The sequence below is a fragment of the Erythrobacter ani genome (assembly GCF_019204025.1).
GTDB lineage: Bacteria > Pseudomonadota > Alphaproteobacteria > Sphingomonadales > Sphingomonadaceae > Erythrobacter > Erythrobacter ani.
Genome location: NZ_JAGSPB010000003.1, coordinates 280,734 through 297,026, shown reverse-complemented (window position 1 = coordinate 297,026; position 16,293 = coordinate 280,734). Strand labels below are relative to the sequence as shown.

General features: G+C 59.4%; 16 protein-coding genes. 10 read left to right on the top strand and 6 right to left on the bottom strand.

Annotated features, from left to right (window positions below):
• The 4 genes from KCG45_RS14230 to KCG45_RS14215 all read left to right on the top strand — a co-directional run bounded on the left by KCG45_RS14230 (nucleotide 1) and on the right by KCG45_RS14215 (nucleotide 4,719).
• Nucleotides 1–1,191 (top strand): carboxynorspermidine decarboxylase, encoded by a 1,191-nt coding sequence (locus KCG45_RS14230; RefSeq protein ID WP_218317957.1) that lies wholly within the window; start codon nucleotides 1–3, stop codon nucleotides 1,189–1,191.
• A gap of 238 nt (nucleotides 1,192–1,429) precedes the next feature.
• The gene (locus tag KCG45_RS14225) at nucleotides 1,430–2,635 is read left to right on the top strand and encodes a type III PLP-dependent enzyme (RefSeq protein ID WP_218317956.1); all 1,206 of its coding nucleotides are present in this window, start codon (nucleotides 1,430–1,432) and stop codon (nucleotides 2,633–2,635) included.
• Nucleotides 2,636–2,716: 81 nt separating this feature from the next.
• Nucleotides 2,717–3,553 carry a universal stress protein gene (locus tag KCG45_RS14220; RefSeq protein WP_218317955.1) on the top strand — a complete coding sequence of 279 codons (837 nt, stop codon included), beginning with the start codon at nucleotides 2,717–2,719 and terminating at the stop codon, nucleotides 3,551–3,553.
• A gap of 209 nt (nucleotides 3,554–3,762) precedes the next feature.
• The gene (locus tag KCG45_RS14215; protein ID WP_218317954.1) at nucleotides 3,763–4,719 is read left to right on the top strand and encodes a carbon-nitrogen hydrolase family protein; all 957 of its coding nucleotides are present in this window, start codon (nucleotides 3,763–3,765) and stop codon (nucleotides 4,717–4,719) included.
• Here KCG45_RS14215 and KCG45_RS14210 read toward each other — a convergent pair.
• From KCG45_RS14210 to murI, 3 genes are all read right to left on the bottom strand, one after another.
• Nucleotides 4,716–5,390: a nitroreductase gene (locus KCG45_RS14210; protein ID WP_439648936.1), complete on the bottom strand. Its 675-nt coding sequence runs from the start codon at nucleotides 5,388–5,390 to the stop codon at nucleotides 4,716–4,718. The two genes, KCG45_RS14215 and KCG45_RS14210, sit on opposite strands and share 4 nt — an antisense overlap.
• Nucleotides 5,391–5,395: 5 nt before the next feature.
• A complete protein-coding gene (gene hemA, locus KCG45_RS14205) occupies nucleotides 5,396–6,616 on the bottom strand; it encodes a 5-aminolevulinate synthase (RefSeq protein WP_218317952.1) in 1,221 nt (406 codons plus the stop codon).
• Between the two features lie 116 nt (nucleotides 6,617–6,732).
• Nucleotides 6,733–7,494: a glutamate racemase gene (murI, locus tag KCG45_RS14200; protein ID WP_218317951.1), complete on the bottom strand. Its 762-nt coding sequence runs from the start codon at nucleotides 7,492–7,494 to the stop codon at nucleotides 6,733–6,735.
• Nucleotides 7,495–7,641: 147 nt separating this feature from the next.
• On the opposite strand from murI, the gene plsY reads away from it, so the two are divergent.
• From plsY to KCG45_RS14170, 6 genes are all read left to right on the top strand, one after another.
• Nucleotides 7,642–8,238, top strand: a complete 597-nt coding sequence (plsY, locus tag KCG45_RS14195; protein WP_218317950.1) for a glycerol-3-phosphate 1-O-acyltransferase PlsY — start codon at nucleotides 7,642–7,644, stop codon at nucleotides 8,236–8,238.
• Nucleotides 8,235–9,347, top strand: coding sequence for a DNA-processing protein DprA (gene dprA, locus KCG45_RS14190; RefSeq protein ID WP_218317949.1), 1,113 nt, complete (start codon nucleotides 8,235–8,237; stop codon nucleotides 9,345–9,347). Before plsY ends, dprA begins: the two co-directional genes overlap by 4 nt.
• 240 nt (nucleotides 9,348–9,587) lie before the next feature.
• Nucleotides 9,588–10,097, top strand: coding sequence for a glycerophosphoryl diester phosphodiesterase membrane domain-containing protein (locus tag KCG45_RS14185; protein ID WP_218317948.1), 510 nt, complete (start codon nucleotides 9,588–9,590; stop codon nucleotides 10,095–10,097).
• 160 nt (nucleotides 10,098–10,257) lie between these two features.
• Nucleotides 10,258–12,831: a type I DNA topoisomerase gene (topA, locus tag KCG45_RS14180; RefSeq protein ID WP_218317947.1), complete on the top strand. Its 2,574-nt coding sequence runs from the start codon at nucleotides 10,258–10,260 to the stop codon at nucleotides 12,829–12,831.
• Nucleotides 12,832–12,928: 97 nt separating this feature from the next.
• A complete protein-coding gene (locus KCG45_RS14175; protein WP_218317946.1) occupies nucleotides 12,929–13,237 on the top strand; it encodes a hypothetical protein in 309 nt (102 codons plus the stop codon).
• A gap of 194 nt (nucleotides 13,238–13,431) precedes the next feature.
• Nucleotides 13,432–13,839, top strand: coding sequence for a response regulator (locus KCG45_RS14170; RefSeq protein WP_218317945.1), 408 nt, complete (start codon nucleotides 13,432–13,434; stop codon nucleotides 13,837–13,839).
• Between the two features lie 7 nt (nucleotides 13,840–13,846).
• On the opposite strand, the gene era is transcribed toward KCG45_RS14170, so the two are convergent.
• From era to lepB, 3 genes are read right to left on the bottom strand one after another with little or no spacing between them, the layout of a single operon-like run.
• Nucleotides 13,847–14,755, bottom strand: coding sequence for a GTPase Era (era, locus tag KCG45_RS14165; protein ID WP_218317944.1), 909 nt, complete (start codon nucleotides 14,753–14,755; stop codon nucleotides 13,847–13,849).
• Nucleotides 14,752–15,441 carry a ribonuclease III gene (gene rnc / locus KCG45_RS14160; protein WP_255548247.1) on the bottom strand — a complete coding sequence of 230 codons (690 nt, stop codon included), beginning with the start codon at nucleotides 15,439–15,441 and terminating at the stop codon, nucleotides 14,752–14,754. Before rnc ends, era begins: the two co-directional genes overlap by 4 nt.
• On the bottom strand, nucleotides 15,438–16,268 hold the full coding sequence (lepB, locus tag KCG45_RS14155; protein ID WP_218317943.1) for a signal peptidase I: 831 nt from the start codon (nucleotides 16,266–16,268) through the stop codon (nucleotides 15,438–15,440). Before lepB ends, rnc begins: the two co-directional genes overlap by 4 nt.
• Between the last annotated feature and the right edge of the window lie 25 nt (nucleotides 16,269–16,293).

Below are 16,293 nucleotides of genomic sequence, written 5' to 3'. Positions count from 1 at the left end.
ATGGAAACCAAAGCCGGCGATCCGGGCGCATTTGCCCAATTTGACCTCTCACGCGTGGATAGCCCCGCATTCGTCGTTGATGCGGCGAAGCTGCGCGCCAATTGCCAGGTGCTCGCCGATATCCGCGATGCGGCGGCGAGCGACGGCGCGAGCATCAAGGTGTTCGCCGCGCTCAAGGCGTTCAGTATGTGGTCCACCGCGCACATCATCGGCGAATACCTCGACGGGGTCTCCACCAGCGGTCTTTGGGAAGCGCGGCTCGCGTCCGAATGCTACGACGGCGAAATTGCCACCTATTCGGCTGCATTCAAGCCGGAAGATCTGGACGAAATATGCCGCCTGTCCGACCATGTGATCTTCAATTCGCCAAGTCAGATGAAGCGCGCGGCGCTGATCCTCGATCAGGCGGCAGTGACGGGCGGCGATGTTTCGGTAGGTCTCAGAATCAATCCGATGGTCGCGACCGGCGAGGTCGCCAAGTACGATCCTTCAGCACCCGGCTCCCGCCTCGGCTTTCCGCTCGACCAGCTTGCCGAAGAGCACATGGAAGGGGTCGAGGGCATCCACTTCCATAATCTGTGCGAGCAGACCTTCGAACCGCTTCAGCGGACCTGGGACCGTGTCTTCGACGCGATCGAGCCGTGGTTCGGACAGCTCAAATGGATCAATATGGGAGGGGGTCACCATATAACCCGCGCTGATTATGAACGCGATGAGCTGATTGAGCTGCTCAAAGATGCCGCCGCCGACACCGGTGCAGAGATTATTATTGAGCCAGGTGAGGCAATCGCGCTCGACGCAGGTATTCTGGTTGGGACGCTGCTCGACACTGGTTTCAACGAAGTGCCGATCGGCATTACCGACATCTCTGCGACCTGCCATATGCCCGACGTGCTGGAGGCGCCTTATCGTCCCGCAATGCTCGGCGAGTTGACGGATGACAGCATTCCTATCCGACTGGGCGGGCCATCATGCCTTGCGGGCGATGTGATCGGTGATTATCGCCTGCCGGTTCCAGCAGAGGCGGGCGCGCGTTTCGCCTTCCTCGACCAAGCGCATTATTCGATGGTGAAGACGAACACTTTCAATGGTGTGCAGCTTCCGAGCATCTGGCTGTGGGACAGCGAAACCGACGCGCTCGAATGCGTCAGGCGCTTTGACTACGAAGATTTCCGAAACCGCTTGAGCTGAGACGCCAGCGACAGCGGAGCTCTAGCAAGCATGGGCGCTGCAGACGCGCGGCGTTGCCGGGAGCATGATCCCCATGGAACGCGAAGGGTGGAACTTTTCTCCGCCGCGTGATTTGAGCTTGCGAGAGCGCGTACAAGGATTATATGCGCGCTTCCGCTGCCCCAAGGGACATACTTCACCGCAAGGCAGCCTCAAAACCGTTTGGTTATCCAGCTGAACCTTCTGGGGGTCCCTTGAATTGCACTTCTTTCCTGATGCCAAGACTGTAGCCGAGGCTCTTCAGCCTGACGAGCCGGTCATCCTGAACCGTCCGCACGCAGCCAAGCGCGCCGCCGAGTTCTTTGTCGGCAATTTTCCGGGTAAGGTGCTGTACGCGGTCAAGGCCAACCCTGCGCCCGATCTGATCGAAATCCTTTGGGATGCCGGTGTTACGCATTACGATGTTGCGTCGATTGCCGAGGTACGATTGGTGCGCGGCGTCCTGCCCGATGCGACATTGTGCTTCATGCACCCGATCAAGACGCGCGGAGCTATTCGCGAGGCCTATTTCGAGCACGGCGTGAAAACCTTCAGCCTCGACACGGTGGAAGAGCTTGAAAAAATCGTAGAGGCCTGCCGCGATCCCCAAACGGGCCAAGCCGCAAGCGATTTGCGCCTGTGTCTACGGCTTCGTGTTTCGTCGGAATATTCCGAATTGTCGCTCGCCAGCAAATTCGGCTGCGACTTGCTCGAAGCGCCGGAGCTTCTTCAGCAAGCTCGCCAGCACTGCGATTGGCTGGGCGTGTGTTTTCATGTCGGCAGCCAGGCGATGACGCCGTTTGCTTTCGTGCAGGCACTCGACCGCACCCGCGCAGCGATCGCAGAAGCGTCGGTCGTTATCGATATGATCGACGTGGGTGGAGGTTTTCCAAGCATTTACCCGGATATGGAGCCACCACCGCTCGAAGATTATTTCTCGATTATCCACCAGCACTTTTACGCGCTTCCGATCGCTTATAACGCGGAGCTGTGGTGCGAGCCGGGCAGGGCATTGTGCGCGGAATATTCGAGCATGATTGTGAAGGTCGAACGGCGGCGCGGCAATGAGCTCTATATCAATGACGGTGCCTACGGTGCGCTTTACGATGCAGCCCATGTTGGTTGGCGCTTCCCAGTGAACGCCCTAGAAGACGATCTGCGCGATGGTCTCGAAGATTTCTCGTTCTACGGACCGACCTGCGATGATGCCGATTACATGGCTGGTCCGTTTGCCTTGCCCGGAGATATCCAGGCGGGTGACTATATCGAGATCGGGATGCTCGGCGCCTACGGCGCGGCGATGAAAACCGGCTTCAATGGGTTCGGGGACGCCGAATGCGTCGTTGTGACCGATGAGCCCATGCTGAGCATGTTCAACGGTACACGAGTGCGCGAGCCGAGCGACAACGTGGTGAGTCTGCGATAAAGTAGACGCAATATCGCTATTGCGAACCATTTGCTTTAAATCGAGAGGTCGTGTACTTCTGGCGAAAGCCAGGAGGACCTCATGACGATAGACACCGTTGCCGTTGCGACCGATTTCAGCTCCCGTGCTGACCGTGCAATCGACCGGGGCAAGCAATTGCGGCAGAGCGCCGGTGCCAAGCTCCGTTTCATCCACGCAACCTCCCTTCCCGAGGATGATCCAGCCGACGAAGGGGCATTGACCACAAAAATGCGTCTGGTCACCGGCCTGGATAACAAGGAAGACGGCGTTGAATTTGTTTTCCCCGCCGGGTCACCGCCTGCCGCAATCGCAAACGCGTGCGCACGTGATGACGTCTCCATGTTGGTCATAGGACCGGCGCGCTACAACACCTTGGGCGATTTCTTCCTTGGTACCGCAGTCGACTACGTGCTGCGCAACATGACGAAACCGGTTCTCGTTGCGAAAATGCGGGCCAATGCGCCGTATCGTCAGATCATCGCCGGGACCGATTTTTCGATTGGATCGGCGCACGCAATCATAACGGCTGCGCGAATGTTCCCGGACGCGGCGATCCACATTGTCCACGCGTGGCATGTTCCCTTTCAGGCTTGGCAGCAGGACAGCTATGTCGCGGACGAGGTCGAAGGCGGTGCGCGGGCCGATATGGACCGGTTCATGGCGCAGATTGCAGAACGGGAGGGGCGTCTGGCGGATGCCACCAGCGATTTGATCAGGAACAATGCGAGCGAGGCGATCCGTAAGGGATTGCAGCTCGATCCGTCTGCGCTGGTCGTCGTAGGCAGCCACGGGTCCAGCGGATTCAGGCAGGCGGCCATCGGCAGCGTGACGAGCGACCTGCTGCGCGCGATCGACGCGGACACGCTCGTCGTCAATACGCGAGACGCCGAGGTCTGACCGCAAATCCGGTAATTGCGCACGGCAAGGGTCAAACAAATGGTGCGCTCAGAGACCGCACGAGGCGTTTGTCGCCATCGGAATGTTGTCGGATCGGCCGGTAGTCTCTGCGAACCGCAAGTCGGGCCAACAATTTCGTAAAAGCCTAACAGAGCAGTAATGCATTTTTGCTTTGCCGATCGGTTATGCTGCGCGCTACCTTCCGAGACATGACAAAAGCCACAATCGCAGCACTACAGATCGGTTCTGACCCGGCAGGGAAATCGGCAAGTCTTGAAAAGCTACTGTCGCACGAGAGCGATATTGCGGGTGCCGAATTGGACCTGCTGGTCTTGCCCGAAGCGCTGCTGGGCGGGTATCCTAAAGGGAGCGATTTCGGCACGCGGCTTGGATATCGCCTACCCGAAGGCCGCGAGCATTTTTCCCGATATTACGACAACGCGGTCGATCTCGATGGTCCGGAAATCGCGGCACTGGCGGGTCTCGCCCGCCGATGCGGCAGCATGATCGTCGCAGGAGTGATCGAGCGTGGTGGCAATTCGCTCTACTGCACGGCTGTCTTTCTCACCCCTGACGACGGTTTGGTTGCAAAGCACCGCAAACTGATGCCGACAGGCACTGAACGGCTCGTCTGGGGTCTTGGAGATGGTTCGACAATGCCCGTTCTCGAAACTCCGTTCGGGCGCGTGGGTGCAGCGATTTGTTGGGAAAACCACATGCCGCTGTTTCGAACCGCAATGTACGCAAAGGGCGTCGATATCTGGTGCGCGCCCACAGTCGATCACCGCGATGTCTGGCGCAGCTCCATGCGGCATATAGCGCATGAGGGGCGCTGTTTTCTCGTCAGCGCATGCCAGTATCAGCCGAGCCCCGCTGCGCTCGGCACGAAGGCTGACGGATGGGACGATGATCGGGACCTTATCGCTGGAGGCAGCATGATCGCGGGACCGCTCGGCGATGTCATTGCAGGGCCGATGGATCCGGGTGAGGGATTGGTGACGAGCGAAATCGACACAGCCGAACTTGCCAAGGCGCGCTATGATTTCGACGTGGTCGGCCACTATTCGCGGCCGGATGTATTTCAGCTCAACGTCGATGAGACCGCGCGGGCAGGGGTGCATTTTGGGACTCAGGCAACCGAAGGCTCAGACCGGCAGGGCGATTAGTCAAAGCCTACGAAGCGCGCGGCTTCATCCACGCTCTTGCGCTCGCTGACCACTGCGTTCGCGGGAAAATCGGGATCGGGCCAGCCCATGGCGACCGCCTTCATGATGACTTGGTCGTCTGGAATGCCCGCATGTTCGCGAACGACCGGGCTTTGCATGATGCCCTGCGAATTGATGACGCATCCCAGTCCGCGTGACCATGCGGCGTTGACGAGAGCCGTGGTGACAGCGCCGCAATCGAAGGCGGTATCGTCGCTGGTCGATAGTTCACGGTCGTAGGCGACGATGACGCAGACCGGCGCGTCGAATTGGCGAAACCCGCGCAGCACCCAATCCTGGCGCGCATCCTTGTCATCGCGCTCGATCCCCATTGCGCTGAACAGCTGCTTGGCAACGCCGATCTGCCGGTCCCGGTGCACGCCGGCGAAGGGTTCGCCGCGCCGGAATTCCCGACTGTCAGGTTCGCCTGCCAGAATGCGCTCGGTATTGCCCTTGCGGATGCGGTCGAGCGGTTCGCCGGTTATTACATGAAAATGCCATGGCTGCGTGTTCATGCTCGTTGGGGAACGCACCGCAAGCGAGAGCACTTCCTCGATAAGCTCACGCGGAACCGGCTTTTCCAGATAGCCCCTGATCGAACGCCGTCCGAGGACAACTTCGTCGTAGTTCATATCGCTCATGCAGCCTCAGCCAATTCCATTTCGAGCCGGTCCCAGATTTCCACCAAGGCATCGGTCAGCTCGTCCATCATCTCTTCAGAGTGCATCGGGCCGGGTGTGAAGCGCAGGCGTTCGGTTCCGCGCGGTACTGTCGGGAAATTGATCGGCTGAACGTAGACGCCGTATTCGGCGAGAAGGATGTCGCTGATTTTCTTGGCGCGCACCGGATCGCCGACCATCAGGGGGACGATGTGTGTGGTGCTGTCCATCACCGGCAGGCCCGCTTCGGCGAATTTGAGCTTGAGCATCGCGGCGGCCTGCTGCTGAGCGTTGCGTTCCACGGTCGACGATTTCAGGTGCTTTACCGAAGCGAGCACACCCGCGACCAATACCGGGCTCAGCGATGTCGTGAAGATGAACCCGGGCGCGTAAGAACGGATGCAATCGATCACGCGGGTATCGGCAGCGATATAGCCCCCCATCACGCCGAACGCCTTGCCCAGCGTGCCTTCGATAATGTCGATCCGGTGCGCAGCACTGTCGCGCTCGGAGATACCGCCACCGCGCTCGCCGTACATGCCGACTGCGTGAACCTCGTCGATATAGGTGAGGGCGTTGTATTTTTCGGCGAGATCGCAAATTGCGTGGATCGGGGCGACATCGCCGTCCATCGAATAGACGCTTTCGAAAGCGATGACTTTGGGCGTTTCGGCGTCAGCGGCTGCCAGAAGCTCTTCGAGATGAGCCATATCGTTGTGCCGGAATACGCGTTTTTCGCAGCCCGAATTGCGGATGCCTGCAATCATGCTGGCGTGGTTGAGCTGATCGGAGAAAATGACACATCCGGGCAAGAGCTTGCCAAGCGTCGAAAGCGTGGCGTCGTTGGAAACATAACCGCTGGTGAAAGTCAGCGCGCCTTCCTTGCCGTGCAGTTCTGCCAGCTCTTTTTCCAGCTCGACATGAAGGTGCGTGTTGCCGCCGATGTTGCGGGTGCCGCCCGAACCTGCGCCGACATCGTGCAGCGCATCTTCCATCGCGCCGATGACTTTTTCATGCTGGCCCATGCAGAGGTAATCGTTCGAACACCAAACCGTGATTGGTTTCGGCCCGTTGTGTCCGTGAAAACACCGCGCGTTGGGATAGGCACCCTTGTTCCGCATGATGTCGATGAAGACGCGGTAGCGGCCTTCCTCGTGGAGACGATCGATGGCCTGGTCGAAGATGTGTTCGTAATTCACGTGTGGTCTCGGAGCGGTTTCATCATGCTTGCGGCCAATCCTGCCGCGCTCAACAGCGAGGGAAATAGGCAATCGGTTCCCGGTTTGCCACCGCGATCTTTGCGAATGGATCGCAGCTAGAACCGGCGGACTTCGTGCAAGCCATAACCTGCGAAGATATCTGACAGCTTGCCGAGCCGCCCCGTTTTGGTGGTTGCCGTAACAACGGCAAAGTCATGGCCCTCGCGCTCGAATGGCTGACCTTTGGTAAGAGCGGCGATCCTCTTGGCGATGCCTTCTGCCCCGTGGACAAAGCGGACGTTGGCGCCGAAGACGCGCGCCAATTCCGGTTCGAGCAGCGGGAAGTGTGTGCACGCCAGAACTATAGTGTCGATGTCTTTGCCCCGTGCATCTGCCAGCAATCCCGCGATTTCGTGCTCAACCGCGGCGATATCGATAATCTCGCCCGCTGATTTCGCCTCGGCCAGATCGACAAGTCCCGGCGCAGCGGCGCGTATCAGGTGCTTGTTAGCAGCGAATTGTGCTTCGAGACGGTCGACGTAAGGCTGCCGCACGGTTGCAGCAGTTCCCAACAGCCCGATGACGCCCGTGCGCGTCAGCGCGGCCGCAGGCTTGATGGCCGGAACGGTGCCGACGATCGGGATTTCGAGGACATCGCGGACCATGCCGAGCGCGATCGTGCTGGCGGTGTTGCAAGCAATGCAAATGAGGCGCGGGCGGTATCTTTCAGCCATTCGCCCCAGCAACCCGCACACGCGGGCTGCAACCTCCGCTTCGGTTTTGGTCCCATAAGGCAGACCGGCGAGATCGGCCGCGTAGATGACGGGAGATTCCGGCAACACCTTACGTAATTCGCCTAGCACGGTGAGCCCGCCCATTCCGGAATCGAACAGCAAAATCGGGGAGGATGGATCGGTAATGGTCGTAATTGTCCGCTGTGAACTTGTCGCGGGGCGGTCTATTACTTAGGCAGCGACAAAAGAAAAGCGCGCGCTTCGATGGTCCGCGTTTGTGCAGGGGTCACGATGGAACCGATATTCGCCGCAATAATGGGCTATCTCGCCGGATCGATACCGTTCGGCCTCCTGCTGACGAAGGCGGCGGGCCTTGGAGATGTGCGAAGCATCGGAAGCGGGAACATCGGCGCGACGAATGTGCTGCGCACCGGGAACAAGGGGCTTGCGGCAGGCACGCTGCTGTTGGACCTGCTCAAAGGATTTGCGCCGGTGTTCGCCGCCGGAATGATCTGGGCCGGGGACAGCGGAGACGTGGCAAAAGCGTTTGCCGCGGGAGGAGCCGTGCTGGGCCATTGTTTCCCGATCTGGCTGAAATTCAAAGGTGGGAAGGGCGTTGCCACCAACGCTGGCGTCGCCTTCGGATTGGCTTGGCCGATCGGGCTTGCTTATGCGCTAATCTGGATTTCGATGCTCGCGATTTTCCGCATTTCTTCGCTCGCCGGAATGAGCGCTGTGGTGGCTGCCGCCGCAGCAGCGCCGCTTTTCGGCTTTCCACAATTCTTCCCCGTACTCGCTGCAATTGCAGGCCTGATCATCTATCTCCACCGCGAGAACATCGCGCGCCTGGCCAAGGGTGAGGAACCCAAGGTCGGCGGCACGAAGTGACCCTTTCGCAGGACGAGGCATTTGCGCGGATACGGTTGCTGCGCTCGCCCAATATCGGGCCGATCAGTTACGCGAAACTGCTCGCTCGGTTCGGTACTGCAGCGGCGGCTATTGAAGCATTGCCCGATCTGGCGGCTCGTGGAAAATCGCGCTACCGGCCAGTGCCGACTGACCGGATCGAGGCTGAGGTAAATGCGGTTCGCAAAGCCGGCGCGCGTTACCTGTTCCACGACCAACCGGACTATCCTGCGCTTCTCGCCCAGCTGGAAAGCGCGCCGCCGATCGTTACCTGCCGAGGCAACTTGCCGCTCGCTTCCCAGCCGTGCGTGGCGATGGTCGGTGCGCGCAACGCGAGCGCCGCGGCGATGAAACTGGCGCGGGAGTTCGCGTCCGAGCTTTCGAAGGCCGGGTTCACCGTTGTTTCCGGTCTTGCCCGCGGGATCGATGGGGCCAGCCATGAAGGCGCCTTTCCGCAAACCATCGGAGTCATCGCAAGCGGGATCGACATCACCTACCCGCCGCAGCACATCGCTCTGCAGGAGCGCATCGCGAACGAAGGCCTGCTGATCGCAGAGCAGCCACCCGGAACCGAGCCGCGCGGCCGGCACTTTCCAAGCCGCAACAGGATAATCGCCGGTCTCGCGAGCGGGACGCTGGTGGTTGAGGCAGCGCCAAAGTCCGGCACTCTGATCACTGCCCGGCTGGCGGGGGAGTCCGGTCGGGAAGTCATGGCCATCCCCGGTTCGCCGCTCGACACGCGTTCGCTGGGGTGTAATCAGCTCATCCGCGATGGCGCGGTGCTGGTCCAGACGCCGGACGAGGTTATCGAATTGCTGCAGAGCTTTACCGGTGCACCGCGTTCGACTTTCAGAGTGGATCCGCAGGACGCCGAGTTCGATCACAGCGAAATCGCCGTCGCCGATCCGCTGGAGGGGGCCGATGCGATCGACGGCCTGCTGTCCACTGCCCCCATCGCGGTCGATGAACTCATTCGCCAATCTGGGGCGAATGCGTCAGCGGTGCACATGGCGCTGCTCGAAATGGAGATTGCCGGACAATTGGAACGGCATCCCGGCGGACTGATCAGCTTGAGCAGTGCGCATGACTAGGCCTCGACCAGTAAAGAGCGTCAACGATATATGAACTCCCAAACAACCGTCTCTGCCATCCTAGACCGAACTTTTCTGGAGCTCAGCGAAAATCGCAGAACGGTTGCGATCTTCCTGTCGATCCTAATTCCCATAAGCGCAGTCTCCGCGTTCTTCCAAGGTGGTGCATCGGATTACGGACTTGGTTTCGGTTTCGGATTTCAGCTCACGCAGTCGCTGTTGGCGCAAGGATTTCTGGCCGTGGCAATGGTTTTTGGTACGGCGATCGCAGGAGTGGTGGTCACTTATTGGTTATACGCTGGCATGGTCGGGCGGACGGCTGCACCGGGATTCGAACGGTTCTGGCCGTGGCTCGGGGTATATATCCTTTCATCTCTCGGCATTTTGTTCGGTTTTGCGATGCTGATCGTCCCGGGCATTATTCTTTGTGTCCGCTGGGCTATGGTCCTGCCGCTCGTCATCGGTGCTAAAGGCCCGGCGATGGCTTCTTTCGGCGAAAGCTGGGAGAAAACCCGCGGGCATGGCTGGCCGATCTTCGGCGCGTTCGTCGTCCTGTTCATTGGCTTGTTGATCGTTGGGCTGATTCTCGACGGCCTGACTGAGCTGATCGGCGGCTCATCTTCGATCCCCGAGCTGATCATTATGGCCGCATCGGAGGGGATCTACACTGCCATCTTCGTCGCACTCTCCGTGGCGATCTACAGGCTGTTGAACAGCAATACTGATGAGCTTGCCGAAGTCTTCGAATGAAAGAACTTAGCTGACATTGTGCGGCAAGGCCTTATACGGCGACGCCTGATTGCGGCCTCGGAGATTTCTTCGGCGCTTAGGAATGATCACTTGACGCACCGCGAGCGCCGACCGCACTCTCGCGCGTACGTACACGTGTAGGGACACAGACCAGACCATCATGCAGCTTGTCATTGTTGAATCGCCCGCCAAGGCGAAGACTATCGAGAAATATCTGGGCAAGGACTTCAAGGTTCTCGCAAGCTACGGCCACGTGCGCGATCTGCCGCCGAAAGATGGCAGCGTGCGCCCGGATGAAGACTTTGCGATGGACTGGGAACTCTACCGTGACAAACAAAAGCGCTTTAAGGAGATCAGCGACGCCGCGAAGAACGCGGACCGCTTGGTTCTTGCAACCGACCCCGACCGCGAAGGCGAGGCGATCAGCTGGCACGTTCAGGAGCTGTTGAAGAAGCGCAAAAACCTCCCCGCAAAGGTCGATCGCGTCACATTTAACGCCATCACGAAAGCCGCTGTGACCGAGGCGATGAAATCGCCGCGTGAACTGGATCAGCCGTTGATCGATGCGTATCTCGCGCGGCGTGCGCTCGATTATCTTTTCGGCTTTACTCTGTCCCCGGTTCTTTGGCGCAAATTGCCGGGTGCCAAATCGGCTGGCCGCGTGCAGTCGGTGGCGCTGCGGCTGATCGTCGATCGCGAACGAGAAATCGAGGCTTTCCGGGCGGACGAGTACTGGTCGGTGCTGGCCAAGCTTCAGCATGACGGGACGGCGTTCGACGCGCGGCTGGTGCGATACAAAGGGGAGAAGCTGGAAAAGCTGTCCCTCGGCAACGAGGGCGCGGCCATGGAGGCCAAAGCCGCCGTCGAAGGTGGGCGTTTCACCGTCGAGGAAGTCGAGACCAAGCCGCTTAAACGCAATCCTGCGCCTCCATTCACGACTTCGACGATGCAGCAGGAAGCTGCGCGCAAGCTCGGTTTTTCCGCGAGCCATACAATGCGGCTTGCACAGTCGCTCTACGAAGCGGGCGCCATCACCTACATTCGGACCGACGGCGTGCAGATGGACATGAGCGCGATCATGGCTGCGCGCGACGCCATTGCAGAGCGGTTCAGCGACGATTACCGACCTGAAAAGCCGCGCTTCTATTCGACCAAGGCCAAGAACGCGCAGGAAGCGCACGAAGCGATCCGTCCGACTAATTTCAGCAGAGATAAGGTTGGGTCAGGGGATGAGGCGAAGCTGTATTCGCTGATCTTTAAACGCGCCATGGCCAGTCAGATGTCCGCCGCGCAGCTTGAACGAACGACAGTCACTCTGCGCGATGCGACCGGCCAGCACGAATTGCGCGCCAATGGTCAGGTTGTAAAATTCCCCGGCTTCTTTGCAGTCTATCAGGAAGGGTTCGACGACAAATCGGACGAAGATGAAGACGGCCTGCTGCCCGCAATGAACAAGGGCGATACGCCTGCGAAAACGGCGGTTGAGGCGAACCAGCACTTCACGCAGCCACCGCCGCGCTTTTCGGAAGCGAGCCTTGTGAAGCGGCTCGAAGAGCTCGGCATCGGTCGTCCTTCTACCTATGCATCGACCATCCAGACCCTGCGCGACCGCGAGTACGTACGGATGGAGAAAAGCCGCTTCCACGCAGAGGAAAGCGGCCGATTGTTGACGGCCTTTCTCGAACGGTTTTTCCCGACCTATGTCGCCTACGATTTCACTGCCGGCATGGAAGAGGAGCTCGATGTCGTCTCCGACGGGCGCGAGGAGTACAAGACCCTGCTCGCCAAGTTCTGGAAGGATTTCAAGCCAAAGACCGAAGAGGTCATGGAGAAGCTTCCGAGCGAAGTCACCGAGGTGCTTGACGAATATCTCTCCGACTACCTCTTTCCACCGCGCGAAGATGGCAAGGATGCACGTTTCTGCCCGCTGTGCGAGCAGGAGGGGCGCGAAGGTGGCAAGCTCAATCTTCGCGGCGGCCGTTTTGGCGCGTTCATCGCCTGCCAGAACTATCCCGAATGCAAATACACGCGCCGCTTTGCCCAGCCGGGCGCAGACGGCGAAGATCCGGCTGACGACGGGTTGATGGGTAACCATCCGGAAACCGGTGCGGAAATCCATCGCAAATCGGGCCGCTTCGGCCCCTATGTCGAGATGGAAGTCGAGGAAAAGAAGCAACGCGCCTCCATCCCCAAGGACCTCGACGAGTTCGACCTCGAATGGGCGATCAAGCTGCTAGATCTGCCGCGCATCGTCGGCGCTCACCCCGAAACGGGCAAGGAGATCGAAGCAGCCATCGGGCGTTACGGTCCCTATCTGCGGCACGACGGCAAATACGCCAAACTGCAAAGCACGCGAGACGTTTTCGACACGGGAATGAACGCCGCCGTGACAATGCTGGCCGAGGCTGCAAACCGCAAAGGCGGATCAAGAGGCAAGGCAGAGCCGATCAAAACTCTGGGCGAACATCCGACCAGCGGCGGCGAGATCAAAGTGATGCCGGGCCGCTACGGCCCCTATGTGACCGATGGCAACGTCAACGCGACGATCCCCAAGGACGTGAAGCCGGAAGATATCGAAGCTGCGCAGGCGATCGAGTTGATCGACGCTCGCGCCGCCAAGGGACCGGCCAAAAAGAAACGCAAGAAGGCACCAGCCAAGAAGAAAGCGCCTGCGAAGAAGAAAGCGGCCACGGCAAAGAAGAAGGCTCCGGCGAAGAAGAGCGAAACCTCCTAGTAACCAACATCATAGGGTGAATTTTGACCTTGCGGCGTTGGGATTTCGTCAAGCTTTGCGGAGTATCACGGGTGTCTCAGACCAGGGACACCGCCACGTGATCGAAATCGAAGTCCAAAACGAGACCCATCAGAGCCAGGAGCGAATCCGTTTCGCTGCCGTTCCGCGCATCGGTGAAGGCATTCGCTTGCGCGCGCCCGATGGGATGTGGGCGAGCTATGACGTGATTGACGTCTGGTACCAGAAAGCCGAGTTCGGCGACGTCTGGATGCCTTACTTGCATGTCCGTATCACGCCCGGAGAGGGTGAAACGAACGACCTTGTCGACGAGGACGAAGCGCATGATCTGAGCGGCGAAGCGGAATTCGCCACGCTCGGAGGGGAGCACGAGCCATTCAAAATCTGATCAAACGCACCACCGGGGCTGGCCGCAATCGCCGCGAGACCGACGGTAAAAGCCTCGCCGAGCGGCTGACCGAAGCGCGCGGCGATGCGCAGCCCGTCGATGCACCCGACGACGTCAAAGATGCCATCGGTAGCGCGCCGGCTCCCGCACCCGACGCTGGCGACACGCAGGCTATTGTCGAAGCGGCCAAAGCGATGCGTGACCGTTTCGGTGATGACGTGCCCGATCAGAGCGCGGCCGAAGTTTGCCTTATCGTCGATGACAGCCGCGTCATCCGCAAGGTTTCGTCGAAGATCGCCAAGAGTCTTGGTTATGTCCCAGTAGAGGCGGAGAACGGCGAAGAAGCATTGGCCCGCTGCAAGAAAGCGATGCCTGCGGTGGTTCTAACCGATTGGAACATGCCGGAGATGGACGGGATCGAGTTTGTCTCGAAACTCCGCGCCATTCCCACGCCGAAAGAGCCTATCGTCATCTTCTGCACGTCGAACGGCGAGGCAAAGGACATTCACGAAGGCATCGGCGCGGGCGCTGACGATTACATCGTCAAACCTTTCGACGAGAGCACGCTGAAAGCGAAGTTGGAGAAACTCGGTAGGGGTTGAGCCTGACCTATTTCACCCAATCGAGGCCCATTTCCTCGAAAACTTCCTTATCTTCAGACCAGTTTTCCAGCACTTTCACATGCAGAAACAGGTGAACCTTCACGCCTAGGATATCTGCAAGTTCCTTCCGCGCAGCCTCACCGATGGCCTTGATCCGCTGACCTCCTTTGCCGAGCACAATCGGGCGCTGGCTTTCGCGTGCAATCACGATCTGCTGATGAATTTCCAAGGAGCCATCGGGCCTCGTCTTGTACTGCTCGGGCCGAACCGCAGTGTCATACGGCAGCTCTTCATGAAGCTGCTGGAAAATCTGCTCGCGCGTGATTTCAGTGGCCAGCAGGCGTTCCGAGGCGTCCGAAACCTGATCTTCGGGATACATCCACGGTCCCTCGGGCATGGCTTTCGCCAGCGCCTCCTTCATCTCCTCTATGCCGTCTCCCGTAAGAGCGGAGACGAAGAAAATCTCGTCGAATTCGACCTTCCCCGAAAGCTCCTCGGCCAGCGCAAGCAGCGGCTCCTTTTTGGCGTGGTCTACCTTGTTGAGCACCAGGATCTTCTTTTCCGGACGGTTTTCAAGCGACTCCAACAGAGGGATCAATTCATGCCGGCGCTGCTTGATCGGATCGACCAGCAGCATGATCGCGTCCGCGCTGTTTGCGCCTTCCCATGCAGCGCTGACCATGGCTCGATCGAGGCGGCGCTTTGGTTCGAAGATACCCGGCGTGTCGACCAGGATCATTTGCACCGGGCCGTAAAGCGCGATGCCCAACATTCGTGCTCGGGTTGTCTGCGCTTTCGAACTGGTGATAGCGACTTTCTGGCCAACCAGCTGGTTCACTAAGGTCGATTTGCCCGCATTGGGCGCGCCAATTACGGCGACGACGCCGCAAAACGTGGGCGCTGCTTCTAAATTCACCCGTATTCCTCCAGAAATGCCTTCGCGGCGCGCTTTTCAGCTTCGCCCTTGCTGCTGGCGACGCCCTGAGCCTCGCCCACATTATTGATGCTTACCCGCACGGTAAAACGCGCGGCGTGGTCCGGCCCTGTGCGGTCGATGATGTCGTATTGCGGCATGGCGCGGCGATTGCCGGCGGCCCATTCTTGCAGCGCGCTCTTCGGGTGCTTGGCTTTCCCCGAATCGCCGTCGAGCTCCGCTTCCCACAATCCGTAAATCGTTTCTCTCGTTGTGTCGTACCCGTTCTCGATGAAGCTCGCACCGATCAGGGCCTCCATCACATCGCCCAGAATGTTGGCGCTGTCGGCACCGCCGTCTTCGCGCGCCTGTTTGCCGAGCCGCACGTGATCCGGGAGACCTATTGCGCGGGCAATCCGCGCGCATGTCGCACCGCTGACCAATGCGTTGAGACGTTGAGATAAACGGCCCTCAGGTGCATCCCCCGCGCTGTAGAGCCAGCTCGCGACCGACAGGCCCAAGACCCTGTCTCCAAGGAATTCAAGTCGCTGGTAATCGCGCTCATTCGCGCGAGCAGCGCCGCCATTGAAGCTTCCATGGGTCAGCGCCTCGAGCCAAGGAGCCTCGGTGCGGACGGAAAAGCCGTTGGCAAGAAGCCATTCCCTCGTTTCTGGTTCGAGTATGCTCAAAGGGTGCTGCCTATCCGATCCCATCGCGCGGCAGAAAACCACGTCCACGGCTTCAACCACTCCGCGCTGCCATCGGTGGACCACATAATGATCGCGGCCCTGCCGACAAGCTCATCCTGCGACACGATACCGACCGCATCACCGGACATCGCGGGAAAGCGGCTATCGCGCGAATTGTCACGATTGTCGCCCATTACGAACATGTGTCCATCGGGAACGATGGTCTCTTCGAAGTTGTCGCCTCGCGCGGCGCCGAAATCGAGCACCTCGTAACTGCGCCCGCCCGGTAACGTCTCTCTAAAGCGCTGATAGCGACACACGGTCCTGTCTGGGTCGATCATGACCTCTTCTGCCGCCCATGCGCAGGACGTGTTTGGCGAAAAAGGAATGTCGAAATTCCCTATCGGGTCTTTCGGAATTGGCTCTCCGTTCAAGATCACCTGCCCGGCGATCATCGAGATTGTGTCTCCGGGAACTGCAATCACCCTTTTGATATAATCGGAGTTGTCGATCGGGTGCTTGAAAATCACGACGTCGCCGCGTTCCGGTTCGCGCGCAATCAACCGCCCATCGGGAAGCCCCATTTCTAACGGCAGCGATTTGCCTGAATATCCATACGACCATTTCGCGGCGAGAAGATAATCCCCGTTCCAAAGCCGCGGCAGCATGCTTTCGGACGGGATCGAAAAGGGCGAGAAGACCAGAATCCTAAGGAGCAGGACGGCGACAACGAGTTTGAGGATGAACATGGCGAAGCTTGCCAGGCTTTCGCTCTCTTCACCTTCCTTCTTTGCGCCGGAAGTCGCAGTTTGGGTCTTAACATCCATCGCTCGCCCCCTTACTCGCACCTGA